Consider the following 16812-nt stretch of genomic DNA (forward strand, 5'->3'; position numbering starts at 1 on the left):
AGTAGATGTATTAAGAGAGATGACTCTTCCAGGATAACACGTGTAGAACGGATAGAAAATTGTTGTCGGCAGCAGCGGCGTGCCCCGAATCATTAATAGCTGCTTTCAGACGTGGGACATCTATTTTCCCGTTTAAAAAATCACCGGATTCCGACACTCTTTTTTCCAGCATATCACGTATTTCAGGCGTTTTAAAATTTTGCAGGAGCGGGTTCCCGTAAAGAGGCGTCTTGGGCCTTCTTACAATTTCTCCCGGCAGATAAGGTACCATGGCCATGCGAAGCAATGACTTTTGATACAATACGTGAGGAGGAAGCGCCAAAATAAAAAGCAGGAGTTCCAGCGAAAAAAACGGATGCCTGATTTTTATTTTATTGCCGGTAAAGCCAGGATGGGATGTTTCGAATAACCAGGACCAGAAAGGGTTTCGTGCCAATGCGAAGTTTGAGCGGATCGAAACGGCGTATTTGTCAGGGGCATCTTCGTTAAGCGAAGAAACATCACACCACGCCGGTGTGGCGGTGGCAACAGGTACTTTTATTACCCATTTTCTTATGCTCCGCCAAACCGCCCGGGAAAAATGGCCAAATTTTCTGTGATATATCAGATCATCCAGGTAAGGTTGAAGCAGGTTGCCCTGTGCCGCATGTCTCTTACGGGACTGCGGCTCATACGCAAACAGGGGATCTCCGCCGAATCCCGTCAGGTATATCGTTGAAAAAGCTGCCGCATCAGAGAGTATCGCTGATTCTGCCGTTGCTTCCGGAATACCGGCTGGTTCCGGAATCCAGCAGGATGAAGGTTGGACTATATTTTTAATATAATCTTCTCCGAGGTATTGTTTGACCGGTATATCCAGGTGGCTGGCAATAAGGCGGGCGAAATAACCTTCATTTTCACAGACAAGTTGCCGGTAATGAATATTAAATGCCACTAGTGTATGATCATCTCCATACAGGTCATCTTGTACTTTCTTTGCAGTGGCTGCAACCGAAGAGCTGTCCATTCCTCCACTGAGCGAGCTGGCTATCTTGTGGCTGCGCGTACGGTCTCTGACCGACTGCTCAAATAAACGACAGAAGTGCTTGACATAGGCGCCGGCTGTTTTATAACGAATAGGCGTGACCGTGGTTGGAATGTCCCAATAGCGGTTGATTTGAATTTTTCCATCTTTATAAGTCAACTGATGGGCGGGTGGAAGCTTTTTAATTTTTTTATAGATGGTTTGGTCCCAGCGCCTGTTTCCGCCGGTTGCGAGGTAGTCGTGCAATACGGTGTCGTCCAGTTCTGACATCAGCTGCGGTATCGCTTTAAGGGACCGGTAAAAATTAGTGAAAAGAAACTTGTTGTCCACATTGGTATAGTAAAAAGGGATCACGCCGAAATGATCACGGGCGCAGAAAAGAGTGTTTGTCTGCTCATTCCAGATGGCGAAGGCGTAATCTCCTGCGAGATGTTGCATACAATCTTCTCCCCAATGTTTATAGGCATAGAGAAGAAGATAAGGGTCTGGCGTGGTGTGATGGATGTCATCAAAAAACAGGCTCAGTATTTTTATCAGCGCTGAACGGTTGTCCAAACGTACGTCTCCGATAATATGAAGGTGGTCATCTATTGTAAAGGGAAGTCGCTCTGCGGCTGTGTCTTCGCTTGTCTTTAACCATCCAAACCGCAGGTCGGCCTGTGGGCTATGCCATTCCCCCTGGTAGTCATTACAGGTGGCCGTAATGACTGCCATTGATAAGTCAAGCATTTCTTTATCGGCTGTCCGGAGCTGAGTAGATATGATACCAATAAATCCGCTCATTTAACTACTGAGATGGTTTTTATGTTGTTTTGAGGTAAAACGAGGTACTGTGAAACAATAGCCGGATGGTCATTCAAAAGACTCCCTTCTTTTTCTAACCAGGCGTGGGCATCAAATTGCCCGTCGCGTCGCTGTATCCCAATTTTAAGTGCTGACGGAATCCCCTGTCTGCCTAACAGGCATTGCATCACCAACGACTGAGACAGGCATCTGCCCTTTAAAAAAGGGTGCTGATTCAGTTGATGAAAGATGGTGGCGTATTTATCGAGAATCACCATCGTGTCATGGTTGTTGGGTGGTGGAACATCTTTCCGCAACAAAGACAATAATCTTTCCGTCGTTTTTAAGCTGGTACACCGGAGCACCACTTCTGTCAGGATAGTGAGTATCCGGATGCGGAAAAACAGACGGTCATACGCCCTGATAGATCTGTTAATAGCTATCAAATCGTGCTCCGGATACATCAGCAGCAGGTAATTAGTTCGGCTTTACGAAGGTCTTCGATTAAGCGGAAAAGATCTGCCTGTAGCCGGTCCGGACTTACAGCGTATTCCTCCTGCAGCGTATGGAATGCTGCATCATAGTCTTTGTTATCGGCCAGTAATTCCCAAAATCGTTTGCCGACATCGTTCAACTCATAAAAATGTTCCGTGCTTACATTCAGGATGACATACCCATCACCCATTTCCCGAACAATACTGTTTTCCGATATTTTTAGCTGCTTCTCTAAGAAAATCATTAATAAATAATTGGGGGTGGAATATCCTACTATTTAACTTTCAAAATTTGCCCGACAGGATCACTGTGATGCGAATTTTCAGACTGTAACAGGCGATCTGCCAGGTTTTTCGGAATAAGATTGGTAAGATTTTTATAATCTGGTTGATTGCTTAACGTGCTGAAGATAGCCACTATGGATATAGTGATGCTGCTTCTTGGCGCAATTATACAGCAATTATCCAAGTAAAACAAACTTGTCCTGATTTTGTTGAAAAATTTTTGAAACTGCCGGGGCCAGCTGTCGGCACTATAAAAAGTAAGCTGAAAAATAAGGCCGGCCCCCTCTCGAAGGCCAGCCCTTTTTATGACCGGTTCTATACTCTCAATGGTGTATTAATAAAGGTCCCAGAAATGTTTTCCCGCTTTGCTGTCTTTTCCGCCAATAGACTGAACAGCTTTGTCGTAGTTGCTCTTATTGAGCTGTTGTTCGTCTACAGGATAGGTCATGCGGGTAGGCACCACAGCTACCTCCCGATCGAGGGAGCCATCAACAGGGGCTACAAACAGGTCCTGCCCATTAGGCTTTTTGAAATCAAGCCTCAGCCTTTCAAACCATCCTTCCAGACCCTGCATGTACATGGCGATCCACTTTTGTGTACCGATTACATTCTTCCATTGACCGCCATTATAGGGTACGCCGGCGATGTAAGGATCAATATCGGAGGCGGCAACGCCACGGTCTTCCAGGGAAGCCCTGATGCCTTTTTTGTAATGGTCTTCGGCGGAGCCGCTGATGATTTTTCTTTCTACTGCTTCGGCGAGGATAAATTCCACTTCGGCATAATCCATATAAACGCCGGGTGACTTAGCGTCCAGCACTGCGCTGCCGGGCAGGGAAATGGTGCTATTGGGGATCGTTTCCCCGTTTTGCTGGTTTAACCCATACGCTTTGCCGACATATTTGCCACTTTCTTTTGCAGGCGCTGCATAGATCGGCAGTCGGGGATCATTGACATCGAGCATGTAATCTACGAGCGTCTTACACATGCAGAAATCGATGCGTGACTTATAGGACTCATTCAGTGGATTGTTATTGGGTGGGGCTTCCACATACCGGAACAGGGCGTTGTCTGCATTGGAGGTAAATACGCCGGAGGTCACGGCATCATTGATAGCCTGGTTGACGAGCGTCTGCATGGAGGGAACATCACTTACCCGCATGGCTATACGAAGCCGGAGCGAATTGGCGAAGCGTTTCCATTTATTGACATCCCCGTTATAGATGATATCTGTTTTGGCAGGGAACGATCCTTTGGCAGGGTCCATTTTGGCGACTTGTTCTGCCAGTATTTTGAGGAGATCTGTGTAGATGGTAATAGCCTTGTCGTATGGACTGTTGGGCCGGTCGAGGCCACCTTGTGATAATTTGTAGGGAATGTCTTCATACATATCCACCAGCATATGATAGGTCCATACTTTCATGATTTCCGCAATGGCTATCTGATTGGGAGAATAATCGAAAGCCTTATCTGTATTGATCTTAATGATCTCGTTGAGATCTTTGATGGAGCCGGCGTATAAGATGTTCCAGAAAGTGTTGTTCTGGTTTTCGCGGATCTGGTAGCGGCTTTCGTTGGAGTAGGTGGTGGCGGACCAGTACTGGGCGTAATGTAAACCGGTGCGACCGTTGTTCCATTCGTTCCAGATATTGTCCATGGCCTTTTTCTCGGCAGAGACCAGCAGGTACCCCGGGTCCGTGGTTTTAGGATTATTCGGGTCCTGATTGATCTCATCAAATTTTTTGGTACAGCCTGAAGCCAGGAATAGCAGTACCGAGAGGAAACATAGTTGCTTGAATATTGTTTTCATGACCTGTTTTTTAGAAAGAAACGGATAGGTTTACACCGAAAGAGCGCACAGAGGGGAGGGCCGCCGCTTCAATTCCCTGCACGTTACCGGCTGATATGGCCAGACTGGTAGGGTCGAGGTGCGGATTCGCTGTGCTGATCAGCCATACATTCCTGGCGGATAAAGACAGCCGGAGGTGCTGCAGCCGTAGTGCCGACACAAATGATTTCTCAAAAGTGTACCCGAGGTTGATCTCTTTCAGATAGAGATAACCGGCATCCCACATATCGAGTTCCTGCACCACATATCCGTTGTTGTTATTGAAGTGATCATAAGCAGATATCACCTTGGTATTCTTTTTACCATCTTCCGTATAGCCGTCCGCGATGGTGCCGTTTTCCCGGATGCCGTTTTCGGCTGTTTCAGCCAACAGGCCGGACTGACGGCCAAACATGGTAGTGGTGGAGAAATACTGGCCACCGATCTGGAAATCAAAGTTGACGCCCAATGATACACCTTTATAGCTGAATACAGAGGAGAAGCCACCGGTATAGTCAGGTAAGGCATTGCCGAGTACTGACTGGCTGGCCGCCCTGATATAAAAACCGTCGTCGCCTACGAGTTTGTTACCGTTGGCGTCCCGTTTGATGGCATAGCCCACGATAGAGCCATAGGTTTCCCCTTCACGGGCATTCACACTTACGGCAAAAGGGGCGTTGGCCAGCAACAGGTTGGTGACCCGGATACCTTTGGAAGGATCGTCGTATAGTTTTTCGATCTTATTCCTGTTCCGGGCGATGTTGAAACCGAGGTCCCAGCTGAAGCCGCTCTGTGTGCGGATAGGCGTTCCTGTTAGCGCCAGTTCGAAGCCTTTATTCCTGATCAGCCCCGCGTTGATGATGGCGGTGGTATATCCGGAGGAGGCGGAAATGGTCAGGGGGATGATCTGGTCCTTTGATTTTTTGTCATACACGCTTAAGTCGACGCCCAGCCTGTTATGCAGGAAACGTAATTCGAGGCCTGCTTCTACTTCTGTGGTGATCTCCGGTCTGATGTTCGCGTTATTCAGCTGGTCGGGTACGGTGATATTGGCGGTGGAGCCGAAGTTCTCTTCTGCCAGATAGGCCAGCATAGTGCTGTAGGGAACAGTGCCTTTACCTACCTGTGCCCATCCCAGTCTGAGTTTACCGAAAGACAGCCAGTTGCTGCTTTTAAGCCTGCCTACTTCGGAGAACACGAATGATCCCGATACGGAAGGGAAGAAGTAGGAGTTATTGGCCGCCGGCAGTGTGCTGGACCATTCATTTCTGCCGGTAACATCGAGGTACAACATGCCCTGGTAGCCCAGTGAGGCGCTACCGAAAACAGCATTTTCCCGCAGTTTCTCCACACGGTCGTACGTGCGGGCGGGCTGCCGTGAGTTGGCGAGATTATACCATCCATCGATATTTAACCCGTCTTTACTTTCGCCACCGGTAAATTTCAGGTAGTTCTCCCTTCTGTTGATACCGGCAAAGGCGGCGAGGGAGAAATGGGTGCCTATTGACTTGTTGAAATTGATACGTCCTTCGTAGTTGTTTTCTTTTACAAAGCGGGTGGCTTCAGAATAAGAAGGAATACCCTGTGAGCCTATCGCCACTCTTTCCTGCCGGCTGTCTGTATAGAAGTCGGTCATGAATTTGGCGGTAACGGAAAGGTAGTCTGTCAGCTTGAAGTTGAAGCCTGCGTTCCCGAATACGCGGTCACGCCGGTCTGTTTCATAGTTTTTATACCTCGTCCAGTAGGGGTTGTCGGTATATCGGGGCGGCTGATCGTCCCATGCGCCGCGGTTCCATGAAATCTGGGAACCATCATAGTCATAGGCGTAATTCTTCATCTTGTTCATGTCCCAGTCGCGGTGCCCGAATTCGGTGAAGCCCTGCATGACGTTCCTTCCGTGATAACCGGTACCTGGTCTGCCAAGTGCGTTGGTGCCGGCGTAGTTGACGCCTATAAAGGCTTCCAGCCGGTTAGAGATAGCATAGGTACCGTTAAAGCTAAGCGAATTACGTTTAAGCTTAGAGTTGGGCAAAACGAACTTCTGGTCCATGTTGGTGTAAGCCAGTCTGAAAGCGCCTTTCTCATTACTACCGGAAACGGCTACACTGTTGGAGAGCGTGAGACCTGTTTCGAAGAAGTCGCGGTTGTTGTTAGGATGCGGTTCCCATGGTGCGGAAACACCGAAGTCAGGGTTTTGTTTGTTTTTGTCCCATGACCAGAAGTGGCGGACCAGTTTGCCATCCAGTTTGGGGCCCCATGATACATCGGGCTCATAGTCGGGAACGAGGTCGTACGGACCTTTGCCGTCATTGTCATCGTAGGTGGCTTTGCCATCTTTGAATCCTTCCGGATGTTCCTTCACATACAGTTTGGTGAACTTGTAACCGCCACCGTATTCGTTTTGGTACTGTGGCATGATGTATACTTTTTCCATCTGCGCACCAAAATTGTAAGTGACGCCAATACCGCTGGCGGCGCCTGATTTGGACTTTTTGGTGGTGATGGCGATCACGCCATTGGAACCACGGGTGCCGTACAACGCAGAGGCAGCGGCACCTTTGAGTACAGACAGCGATTCGATATCGTTGGGATTGATATCCTGTATGGCGTTGCCATAATCGTATCCGCCGCGACCGCGTTCCATGTTGATACTGGCGGTGGGATCGCTACCGGTAAAGGAGCTGTTGTCCATCGGTACGCCATCTACCACGAACAACGGGTTGTTGTTACCGAAGATGGAGTTGACACCGCGGATGGTGATCCTGGCAGATCCTCCCATGTTGCCGGAGGAGCCTGTAACCTGTATCCCGGCTACTTTTCCGCTGAGTGAATTGATGAAGTTGGCGTCTTTTGTCTGGGTGAGATCAGCACCTTTTACTTCCTGTACGGAGTATCCGAGTGATTTCTTTTCCCTTTTTACGTTGAGTGCGGTTACTACAACTTCCTGCATGGTTTTGTCATCGGGTTGCAGCTCAATGTTGAAACTGGTAGCGTCACCTACCGCTATTTCTTTCAGCAGGTATCCGATACTTCGGACAACCAGTACGGCATCCTTACCGGGTACCGTTATTTTGAAATTTCCCTGCTGGTCTGTGATGGCACCGGTAGTAGCACCTTTGAGCTGAACGCTGGCAAATGGCACAGGCGTGTTGTTTCCTGTCACCTTTCCTGTCACCTGTCGTTGCTGTGCAGGCAATAGGAGTGTGATCGCCATGAGAATGGCGATAAGACATAACGTCTTTTTCATGATGGTTTAGATTTGGTTGAAAAATATAGAGGGTCCGGTCATTATGCTTGGGTCATAATCGTCTTGGGTTTTCGTTAAAATAAAAAATTGAATTGTTGATCACAGTTCCATGTAGTGAGCCTCGTGCATTGGATTAGCTTACTGCAATTGGGTTTCATACGTTGCTACAGGGCAAAGGTTCATCTGTTTAAAGATAATAAAACAGAGTGCTGCAATCTTTCACTGTTGATATATGTTGCTGGTTTGTTACGATGAAAGCGGGCAGGAAGGTGATAAATACGCCAGGGCCGCCTGCTATAAAGCAGGCGGCCCTGTAAAAAAATAATTCACTGCATTAACCGGAAGAGGATTAATTGCAAAGAATACGCGGATTAGTTTCAGTGTAGCAACCAACGTTAGGCAACCAGGTAGGGCAACCATAGGTGGTTGGCGGCAGCCCGCCATTCAACTGAAGTTGCTCTTGTTGGTTGAGCGGTGCTACAATGGCTCTCTGCAGAACGAGTTTTTTGCTTAAAGACAGTTTTTTCTTTTTCATGTTACGTGTTTGAGGGTGTGATAATAATGTTAGAGATACTGCTCTTTGCCGCTCCCTATCAGGGGCACAGAATACAGAAAGGCCTTCCGGTAATTGGCTGGGTTTCGCAATCTGGTGTGCGGCTCGCAAATGCCCAACCACCGGCTACCTGTGTCTGTTGGTCCGGTGTGAGTGTGGTCAGGGTTTCTTTTTTCAGCAGCAGTTTTTTTGACAACTGAATTTTTTTCTTTTTCATAAAACAGTTTTGATTACAGCCTCCCCTGTCTTCTACGTGGAGTAGCGCCATGGGGCGGATTTTCAGCGCAAGGAGCTGACAGAGCGTATTTATTTAAAAAGGGAAACGTGACATAGTACGGGTTATTTTTTCTGAGATGATTAAGATAAATAAACTTTCTGAAACAGCAACAAAAAAAGTTTGATGGCTGAACACAGTGATGCACATTTTTTGTCAATTTATATTTTCTGCAAAATAGCAGCATGCATATACCATAGTTTCGCCAACGAAATTTCGACAACCTAAATCTGTACTTTATTTAATCCTTAACCTTGTTTCAATCACCTAATCTGTATTTATTAATCCTTAACCTTTAACCCGCGAACTATGCGAAAAATTATCTGTTACTCATTCTGTAGCATGGCCCTGCTTTTTGCAGCCTGTAAAAAAGACGCAGCCACCTCCGCTGACAAGGAGGAAACGAAAACCAAGCCCCGTGCCCGTGGGGAAATGGTGTTTAATACTGTTACTGCTTTCGGGGTAGAAGCACAGGGTGCTGACATTGCGGTAAAAGATATCAACGGCAATGGTATTCCGGATATCTTTTTAATGCATCACGATGCGCCTACGCCCGGTGCTAATCAATTCAGATACCAGGTAGCCTATGATGTCGATATGTATGGCGCAACCACTAACTTCTCTGACGTAAAATCTTTATGGAGTGGTGTAAGCTCTGCTGATGGCGCAGGTATGTCTATTGGTGATATCGACAAAAACGGTATACCGGACATCGTATTGATGTCTTATGATGCTCCTTCATCCGGCCCCAACGTTTTTAAGTACATCGTTGGATTTAATCTGAATGCGAGCGGCAATCCTGCGTATTGGAGTAATTTCTATACTATCCCTGGTATCAGCAGTCGCGCGATGGACGCTTCAGCGGCCCTGGGTGATATCGACGGCAATGGTACGCTGGACCTGCTACTGGCAGCCTGTGATGCAACTGGATATATCCGTTACCAGGTGGCATTTAATTTGGCTGCTAATGGGCAAGCTGCGACCACACTGCCCAATTATGTTACGGTGAACCATGTCGCTGCCAATAACCAGGGACTCGGCGTTGATGTGAGTGATCTGAATGGTGATGGCAGACCAGAGGTGATCTTCATGGGTTATGATAATCCCAGTGGTTTGAACTCATTTAGAACTTTTTCCGCCACATTTAATACAAATGGTAGCTTGTCTAACCTGACACCTTTCTATCAGTATACGGGGGTTTGTTATGAAGCACAGGGAGCGGGAGTAGCATTGGCGGATATTGACAACAGCGGGAAAAAGGATATCATCTTTATGGCTGAAGACAACCCTCCCGGAACAAACTATTTCAAATACTATGTGGGATTTGATCTGAAAGAGAACAGATATACTAAAGTATGGATGACAGAGGAAGTACCCAGATGAGCTGTTTAAAGTCATCCGGTGAAAGCTTCGAGTTGTGTCGGATTACACGATACAGATTGGTAACTGCCTATTGTATGTTTCCAACAGCTGATAAATTAAAAGACAGAACCTGCGCTGGTCGCAGGTTCTGTCTTTTAATGACTCTTTGAATGTGTTTCGGTTATTAGCACCAGGGTTTAATAGCTGATTTTATGCTAGTTACAGGATAACATGATAAGTATAACGGTATTGCGAATATCGATAACAATAATTTAAACTTACTACACTCCCGGAAGTTTTACGGCTCCCGCCATTATAAATAATCTGCTGTAACCCGCCAACGCTTTTGTTTTTCTGAAATATTTGCAGTTACTTTACGCTGTAACCCCGGCCGCAGCAGACAATGCCGTATGATACCTATTCTGTTCTGTCTGTTGTGGTTTGGCCGCTAAATCCTTTCGGATCATGCTTTAAATAGTCATCGTATGGCACTACCCTTTATAGAAATTATTGAGTCGTTAACGCCGGACCCAAATGTGCTCATGTGGAAGTTTGCGGATACCGACAAGGAGATAAAAAATGGCGCCATGCTCACCGTCCGTGAAAGCCAGCATGCGATGCTGCTCAACGAAGGCCAGCTGGCAGACGTATTTCCTGCAGGCAGGTATAGCCTCAAAACAGAGAACATCCCGGTGCTGTCGCGGCTACGTGGCTGGAAGTATGGATTTGAAAGCCCTTTCAAAGCAGATATTTACTTCTTCAATACACACCAGTTTGTAAACCTGAAATGGGGTACGCCTGCGCCTGTCCTCATGACAGATGCCGTATTCGGACAGGTACGTATCCGGGCCTTTGGCACTTATAATATACGCATTACCGATGTCGCGAAATTCTTTAGAGAATATGCTGGTACCTGGCCGAGGCTCACCATCACAGAACTGGAGCTGCAACTGCGGGATTTCATCGCCCCGAAATTCGGCGAAGTACTATCACTCGCCAAAGTGCCGGTAGTAGAAGCTGCCGCCAACATCCCGGCCCTGAACGAAAAGATACAGCCGCTCATTCAGCCTTATTTTACTGATTTTGGGGTGGAAGTGACCCGCTTTACCATCACGAGTATTACCCTGCCGGAAGAGGTGCTGCAGCAATACGATAAGGTGACCGGCATGAACATGGTCTCCGACATGAACAAATTCTCTCAATACAGTGTTGCCAATGCCATGGATAAAGAAGGTTCGGTACTGGGTGATGGTGCAAGGCAGGGCGTCATGCTGGGCATGATGACCAATATGATGAACCAGCAGCAAGCTGCTCAAAATAAACCCACTCCCGTAGAGGACATCACAGAACGGCTTCGTAAACTGAAGTCGCTGTACGAGGCAACACTGATTACAGAGGCGGAATACGCCGCCAAAAAAGAGGAACTGCTGAAATTACTGTAGTGCTACCATGACCGACGAGAACAAAAAAAGAACTGCTTCCTTCCTGGAAAAGCTCAAACAAAAAGCCACCACGCAACAACACTATGGTGGAGACATGCCGGAGGAAGAAGCAAAAATGGATATCCGCGATTGTCCTAATTGCGGCGCCGGACGCGCTTATCATAAGGGCCTTACCCAATGTGCCTATTGTGGTTTCGAATTCATGAACATCACGCTTACCGACGGCATTCACATCAAAAAAGAAAATAACTCCTGATACATGTTTGGTTTCTTTGAGAAAAAATACAGTAACCCCGAACTGCTGGCCGAACTGAAAACGAGGCAGGACCGCTGGTTTGTTTTTCTGGACAAACTCGAAGCCCGCATCCGTGAACTGACCACGGCCGGCATACCTGAACTGCAACAGGTGTTTAACGAAGACACGGACCCGTATAAACGTTCGCATTATCATATGTTGCAGGGACTGGTCGGACAGATCAACAACATGCGGGACAAGGCCATTAACGTGAAAGAGGAAAATATCATTTCCTTCATCTACTGCACGGAAGCGGCTTTGCCGGCTATTACCACAGCTGCCGGCAGCGAATATCACGGGTATGTCCACAATTTCCGGATGGCCTGCCTGGACCGGCACAATCTTTTCGATGAAAGGCTGAATGAAGCCCTGGAATCATTGCGGAACGCCGCCGGAGAAAAAGACCTGGAAAGTGCCTACCAGCAACAGCTGGAAGCCTTCGAAAAAATCAGGGACCGCTTCGCCTGCAAACAATGCGGTGGTAATATCACCATCCCGCAGATGTTTTTCATCGATACTTACATTGCCTGTCCGTTCTGTCAGTCGCAGAATACTTTCAGCCCGTCTACCGGCGCCAGGATGGTGCTGCACAACGCGCGGGAGCTGGCAGAGCAACGTACTGCCGCACTTCGCCTGGACTATGAGAACAGTCGCCCGCAAGATCCTGCGTTGTATAAAAAATACCTGCGCGCCATGTTTGACGAATGGAATAAGATCGTGCCGGATATGACGGAAGAGAACGAAAAGTTCTATCAGCGATTATTGGAAGAGTATACTTTTAATCATTATAAATAGCTTGTTTATGTCTGAAAATCCATTATTAGCCCCCATTCACGGCATCACCCTGGAAGATTACAGCGCTGCCTGCGCAAAATTAGGCAGCGGTTTGAGTGAAGCCGATGTGGCTACCGCCCTTGGTGTGGAATTGCCCGTATGGCAGGAAGCTAACCTCCTGTGGCCTGAACGCATGAAGCAGGACGCCTCTTTCGAGATTGTTACCTTGTTTGGTCAATATTTCGGTCAGGCAGACCAGCATCCTAAATTCAGCAACCTGAAAGCCAACACGTCCGCAGAAGGAAACGCCAATACAGAAAGAATAAAATCTGATAAAGACTTTTATCAGGAACTGGAAGTGGCGAGGTCTGTTGCCTACGAATACGGTCTCGACGGGGCACAGTGGGTGGCTGATCAATATGGCATCACCCTCGGGGATTTCCAGATTGCAGCGTCTATCTGGAGCGAACAGATCCACCAGGACATCCAGGCTAACTTCCAGGCATATACGTCGAAGCAGGATGCCTATAAAGCCAAATACCAGCAACAGTTTGCTGCTGCTCAGGGAGGCAATGTGGCGGATGATATTGAGTTTTGATTGATTACCGCTAATAAGTAAAAGCGGCATCCATCATTTGATGGATGCCGCTTTGCTGTTTTATGGCACTGCTTTTTAGTGAATGTCACATCCAGGTCCGAAGGTCAGGGGAATGCAGGTCCTTCCGATAGTGGTAAGGCGACCGCCCTTTAACGCTGCGAGCTGGTTGTCAGCCAGCATGTTGCCTGGCTCCTGTAATAATACACCGACTGTTTTTTTGTTCAGGGTGAGTTTTGGGTACTGCGGGTTTTTCTTTTTCATAACATTGAGGATTTAAAAGATGATGGTGCCCTGTCTTTGGCCAGGATGGCCACGCCATGGGCGATTTGAATTGACTATGCTGAAATTGGAATTGTTTACTGCAATTGGGTCTCAGACGCTGCTACAGAGGAAAAGTTCATCTTTATAAAGATAATAAAAGTCTGATCTAAAATCCATCAGGCGCCTCAAATTGTCGGCCTTTTACAACTAAATGTAGCCTCAACTGAATACCCCCGATAGGTTGTGCGGCTTTTGTTATAAGTACGAATTATTTTATGCGGAAATTTTTTTTTCGCCGGTCACAAATAATTATCGGTTGCATTTTGTGGCTGGTAAAGCCCAATGGCCCTGTCGTTGCAGTGATCATGATAATTTTTAGTATATCGGTAACGGTTATACTTTCGGGGCATAGCTGCTGTATTGTAGCAATGTGGGGTTGTAGTTTAATGATCATTTTCCCACTCTTCAAACAAGCTAGTTATGAAAATCCCCCCTCTGATTACGATTGTATTACTATGCCTGTTAAGCTGGTCACGTGCATCAGCCGGCAGGCCGGCAAATCCGGCGGGCACGCCGTTAGTCGTAGACACATCTGTATCCACACTGATCAGCAGTGCGGAATGGGATGTCATGTTTCCTCACCGTTTTAATCCGGACGACCGTACCGGTGCCGGAACATTGCCTACCAGCCCGGCTAAGGACTTCTACTCCTATGCCAACTTCGTGGAAGCGGTGCGACGGATGTCCAACATCAAAGTGCTGCTGGAAAGGCGCTGTGGTACTGATTATTACCGGATCACCCGTACCGACAAGACTACCGGCGCTACCACGGTGATCAGGACCGATCCCGGTTTTAATGATCCTACCTGGAATGGCCTGGCCATTGTTACACAGGTACTGGACTATGGCACCTACGCGGGCGAAGGCGATACCAATGCCCGGAAAAGGGAGCTGGTAGCCTTTCTGGCCAACATCTCCCAGGAAACAACCGGTGGCTGGCCCACAGCACCCGGCGGGCAATACGCCTGGGGATTGTATTTCCGGGAAGAACAAGGCTACGAAGGCACCAACAACATCGGTTACCGGGATGAGACCAACACCATATACCCTCCCGCACCGGGGAAATCGTATCATGGCAGAGGCCCCATCCAGCTTAGTTACAACTACAACTATGGCCAGGCCAGTGAACTGATTTTCGGCGACAAAAATGTGTTGCTGGCCAATCCGGAAAAGGTAATACAGGATGGCGTCATCGCTTTTGAAACCGGTCTCTGGTTCTGGATGGCGCCCCAGTATCCCAAGCCGTCCTGCCACGATGTAATGGTCCCCGGCAAATGGACGCCCACGCCTGCCCAACAGGCTGCTGGTATCAAGCCGGGATTCGGCGCCACCGTCAATATCATTAACGGTGGTATTGAATGTGGCAGCGGCCAGGAAAATGCCAAAGTACTCAGCCGCATCGCCCACTTCCAACGCTATGCCACCATCAAACAGGTAAGCCTGGAATTGAACGGTGGTAATAATACCGCCAACTGTGGATGCGCCAATATGTCCAGATTCACCGTCGACAACGGGGAATGTGCCAGCCTTACATCTATCCGTTTCGTACAACCCGCCAATGGAATCCTCTCCACTACATCACTGGGCCCCGTTACTGTGGCCGTTGCCAAAAACGATCCCCGTAATGAAATCAGTAAAATTCAGATCATCGTTAACGGACAGCTTTTCAATGACTCTGTTATACAATGGACACCGCCGGGATATAACAAGTATACGGCTACGGCCAGGGGTATACGAAATGGCCTGGACACCGTCTCCTCTACGGTGAGCTTTGCCGTATGGAACAGCAATACCTTTGAAGGTTGCGCTAATCTTCCCCAGTGGCAGGCTTCCCAGAACTACACCGCCGCCGGAAATATTGTGCTCTACAACAATAATATCTACCGTAATAAGTGGTGGGCTGGCAGTGCCAGCGTTCCGGGCAGCAGCGACACCTGGGAGCTGCTGGGCGCCTGTACCGGCGGTCCCCGGACTGACACCGGCTGTGGCGGTATCGCCGAATGGTTGTCGTCCAAAGCCTATGCCGCCGGCAACCAGGCCGTCTATAAACGAAAAATCTACAAGGCCAACTGGTGGACACAAAACAATCCGCCGGACCAGAACAGCGGAGCCGGACAGCCCTGGACTTACGTCCGCGATTGTGGCAGCACAGCAGCTATCAGTCAGGCTGTTAGCACCACCGTGGTGTATCCCAATCCTGTTGGCGGCAATGTACTGAACGTCAAATTCGCTGCTCCGGCAGGAGGGAAGTTCTACCTGTCGATTCTCCACAACACTACCTTACAGCGCATGCAGCAGGTATACTACGAAGCTGCTCATGATGGCTCCCATACCGTCCAGCTGGATGTAAGCCGTCTTCCTGCGGGCGTATGGATATTGCAGATCAGTGGCGACGGCAGCAACAGGAACAGTGCCGTGACGTTTATAAAAAATTAAACCCGATATAGTAATTAGCAGCCCTGCATACAGCACACCTTCCCGGAAGGGTGCTGTATGCGGGGCTGCCGGCTTTCATTCAAAGAACACTTATCTCCTGGTGAAATGTCTTCGCATAATCCTTACATTTAGTCCATAAAACGTGAAACCAATGGATAAGTTATTAAGTATAGGATCAGCAGCCCTGAAGAAAGCGGCGCTGAATGAACAGGCCAAGGAATTTATTCTGGAGAACGAGGTGTTGTTTAACGTATTAAAAAAGGCGGCCGACAGATACATCGGAGGCGAAACACTGGAGGAAACACTGACTAAGGTGATTCAGCAGAACCAACTCGGATTTAAATGCTCCGTGGAATTTATGGGCGAAAGCACCCGGAACGAGCAGGAGGCGATGCTTGCCACCAACGAGTTTATCCGGATATGTCAGGAAATCAGCAACGGGAAATTGTATTCAACTGTTTCGCTGGACCTTTCCCATATTGGACTGGCGGTGTCCGAAGACCTTTGTTTTAACAACCTGATGGCCATTTGTTCGGAAGCCGCCCGGAGTGGGACTGAGGTGATTATCAGTGCGGAAGGGACCGAACGGACAGACGCTATTATGAATACTTACAAGCGTGCGGTGAAGGAATACAACGGCGTGGGCATTACCATGCAGGCGTATCTTTACCGTTCGAAAGATGATTTTAAAGAACTGATAAAAGAACCCGGAAGGATCAGGATTGTCAAAGGCGCATTTGAAACAGCACCCGGCGTTTCCATGCCGAGGGGAGCACAACTGGATGAGGCGTATCTTGGGTATGTGGGCCAACTGTTGTCGGAAGGTCATCTGTGTTCCATAGCCACGCACCATCACGAGGTACAACAGCAGGCCAAAACATTGGTCCAACAATATAACCCGGATAAAGACAAATACGAATTCGAGAGCCTGTATGGTATTCAGACCGAACAGCTGGAGAAATTAAAAGAAGAAGGGTATCCGGCGAAGTTGTATTTCGTTTATGGGAAAGAGTGGTACCTCTATTTATGCAACCGGCTGGCAGAATATCCTTTGAATATTTTCCGGGCATTGAACGATATCGTTAGTTGACCCGAA

The 16812-nt window shown here is 48.1% G+C and carries 15 protein-coding genes; 7 read left to right on the forward strand and 8 right to left on the reverse strand.

Translation table 11 applies throughout. From position 1 onward, the window contains the following. Positions 1-10 precede the first annotated feature (10 nt). The 7 genes from ICL55_RS04815 to ICL55_RS04845 form a co-directional block, all read right to left on the reverse strand. Positions 11-1738 carry an asparagine synthetase B family protein gene (locus ICL55_RS04815; protein WP_188094900.1) on the reverse strand — a complete coding sequence of 576 codons (1728 nt, stop codon included), beginning with the start codon at positions 1736-1738 and terminating at the stop codon, positions 11-13. Positions 1739-1803: 65 nt separating this feature from the next. Then, positions 1804-2271, reverse strand: a complete 468-nt coding sequence (locus ICL55_RS04820; RefSeq protein ID WP_223151310.1) for a lasso peptide biosynthesis B2 protein — start codon at positions 2269-2271, stop codon at positions 1804-1806. After that, positions 2271-2546, reverse strand: coding sequence for a PqqD family protein (locus ICL55_RS04825; protein WP_188094902.1), 276 nt, complete (start codon positions 2544-2546; stop codon positions 2271-2273). The genes ICL55_RS04820 and ICL55_RS04825 overlap by 1 nt, the downstream gene beginning before the upstream one ends. 374 nt (positions 2547-2920) lie before the next feature. Next, positions 2921-4396 carry a SusD/RagB family nutrient-binding outer membrane lipoprotein gene (locus tag ICL55_RS04830; protein ID WP_188094903.1) on the reverse strand — a complete coding sequence of 492 codons (1476 nt, stop codon included), beginning with the start codon at positions 4394-4396 and terminating at the stop codon, positions 2921-2923. 10 nt (positions 4397-4406) lie between these two features. Beyond that, the gene (locus ICL55_RS04835; RefSeq protein WP_188094904.1) at positions 4407-7661 is read right to left on the reverse strand and encodes a SusC/RagA family TonB-linked outer membrane protein; all 3255 of its coding nucleotides are present in this window, start codon (positions 7659-7661) and stop codon (positions 4407-4409) included. 349 nt (positions 7662-8010) lie between these two features. Beyond that, positions 8011-8196 carry a class I lanthipeptide gene (locus ICL55_RS04840; RefSeq protein WP_188094905.1) on the reverse strand — a complete coding sequence of 62 codons (186 nt, stop codon included), beginning with the start codon at positions 8194-8196 and terminating at the stop codon, positions 8011-8013. Positions 8197-8254: 58 nt separating this feature from the next. Next, positions 8255-8431, reverse strand: coding sequence for a class I lanthipeptide (locus tag ICL55_RS04845; protein ID WP_188094906.1), 177 nt, complete (start codon positions 8429-8431; stop codon positions 8255-8257). Between the two features lie 366 nt (positions 8432-8797). On the opposite strand from ICL55_RS04845, the gene ICL55_RS04850 reads away from it, so the two are divergent. The 5 genes from ICL55_RS04850 to ICL55_RS04870 all read left to right on the forward strand — a co-directional run bounded on the left by ICL55_RS04850 (position 8798) and on the right by ICL55_RS04870 (position 12959). Beyond that, positions 8798-9871, forward strand: a complete 1074-nt coding sequence (locus ICL55_RS04850; protein WP_188094907.1) for an FG-GAP repeat domain-containing protein — start codon at positions 8798-8800, stop codon at positions 9869-9871. 464 nt (positions 9872-10335) lie between these two features. Next, the gene (locus tag ICL55_RS04855; protein ID WP_188094908.1) at positions 10336-11292 is read left to right on the forward strand and encodes an SPFH domain-containing protein; all 957 of its coding nucleotides are present in this window, start codon (positions 10336-10338) and stop codon (positions 11290-11292) included. Positions 11293-11299: 7 nt separating this feature from the next. Continuing rightward, positions 11300-11548: a hypothetical protein gene (locus tag ICL55_RS04860; protein ID WP_188094909.1), complete on the forward strand. Its 249-nt coding sequence runs from the start codon at positions 11300-11302 to the stop codon at positions 11546-11548. A gap of 3 nt (positions 11549-11551) precedes the next feature. Next, the gene (locus tag ICL55_RS04865) at positions 11552-12382 is read left to right on the forward strand and encodes a hypothetical protein (RefSeq protein ID WP_188094910.1); all 831 of its coding nucleotides are present in this window, start codon (positions 11552-11554) and stop codon (positions 12380-12382) included. A 7-nt stretch (positions 12383-12389) separates the two neighbouring features. Beyond that, the gene (locus ICL55_RS04870) at positions 12390-12959 is read left to right on the forward strand and encodes a DUF6620 family protein (RefSeq protein WP_188094911.1); all 570 of its coding nucleotides are present in this window, start codon (positions 12390-12392) and stop codon (positions 12957-12959) included. 75 nt (positions 12960-13034) lie between these two features. Here ICL55_RS04870 and ICL55_RS04875 read toward each other — a convergent pair whose 3' ends face one another. Then, complete coding sequence (locus tag ICL55_RS04875) at positions 13035-13220, reverse strand: hypothetical protein (protein ID WP_188094912.1); 186 nt, start codon at positions 13218-13220, stop codon at positions 13035-13037. A 480-nt stretch (positions 13221-13700) separates the two neighbouring features. On the opposite strand from ICL55_RS04875, the gene ICL55_RS04880 reads away from it, so the two are divergent. Then, on the forward strand, positions 13701-15716 hold the full coding sequence (locus ICL55_RS04880; protein ID WP_246496147.1) for a glycoside hydrolase family 19 protein: 2016 nt from the start codon (positions 13701-13703) through the stop codon (positions 15714-15716). A 151-nt stretch (positions 15717-15867) separates the two neighbouring features. Further along, positions 15868-16806 (forward strand): proline dehydrogenase family protein, encoded by a 939-nt coding sequence (locus tag ICL55_RS04885; RefSeq protein ID WP_188094913.1) that lies wholly within the window; start codon positions 15868-15870, stop codon positions 16804-16806. Positions 16807-16812: the final 6 nt, after the last annotated feature.

This window comes from Chitinophaga varians, from assembly GCF_014529945.1.
GTDB classification, from domain to species: Bacteria; Bacteroidota; Bacteroidia; order Chitinophagales; family Chitinophagaceae; genus Chitinophaga; species Chitinophaga varians.

Coding starts and splice junctions, on each gene's coding strand:
- ICL55_RS04815 (WP_188094900.1), bottom strand. CDS start 1,738: ATGGCAGTCATTACGGCCACCTGTAATGACTACCAGGGGGAATGGCAT.
- ICL55_RS04845 (WP_188094906.1), bottom strand. CDS start 8,431: ATGAAAAAGAAAAAAATTCAGTTGTCAAAAAAACTGCTGCTGAAAAAA.
- ICL55_RS04850 (WP_188094907.1), top strand. CDS start 8,798: ATGCGAAAAATTATCTGTTACTCATTCTGTAGCATGGCCCTGCTTTTT.
- ICL55_RS04880 (WP_246496147.1), top strand. CDS start 13,701: ATGAAAATCCCCCCTCTGATTACGATTGTATTACTATGCCTGTTAAGC.
- ICL55_RS04820 (WP_223151310.1), bottom strand. CDS start 2,271: ATGTATCCGGAGCACGATTTGATAGCTATTAACAGATCTATCAGGGCG.
- ICL55_RS04875 (WP_188094912.1), bottom strand. CDS start 13,220: ATGAAAAAGAAAAACCCGCAGTACCCAAAACTCACCCTGAACAAAAAA.
- ICL55_RS04830 (WP_188094903.1), bottom strand. CDS start 4,396: ATGAAAACAATATTCAAGCAACTATGTTTCCTCTCGGTACTGCTATTC.
- ICL55_RS04825 (WP_188094902.1), bottom strand. CDS start 2,546: ATGATTTTCTTAGAGAAGCAGCTAAAAATATCGGAAAACAGTATTGTT.
- ICL55_RS04885 (WP_188094913.1), top strand. CDS start 15,868: ATGGATAAGTTATTAAGTATAGGATCAGCAGCCCTGAAGAAAGCGGCG.
- ICL55_RS04865 (WP_188094910.1), top strand. CDS start 11,552: ATGTTTGGTTTCTTTGAGAAAAAATACAGTAACCCCGAACTGCTGGCC.
- ICL55_RS04855 (WP_188094908.1), top strand. CDS start 10,336: ATGGCACTACCCTTTATAGAAATTATTGAGTCGTTAACGCCGGACCCA.
- ICL55_RS04840 (WP_188094905.1), bottom strand. CDS start 8,196: ATGAAAAAGAAAAAACTGTCTTTAAGCAAAAAACTCGTTCTGCAGAGA.
- ICL55_RS04835 (WP_188094904.1), bottom strand. CDS start 7,661: ATGAAAAAGACGTTATGTCTTATCGCCATTCTCATGGCGATCACACTC.
- ICL55_RS04860 (WP_188094909.1), top strand. CDS start 11,300: ATGACCGACGAGAACAAAAAAAGAACTGCTTCCTTCCTGGAAAAGCTC.
- ICL55_RS04870 (WP_188094911.1), top strand. CDS start 12,390: ATGTCTGAAAATCCATTATTAGCCCCCATTCACGGCATCACCCTGGAA.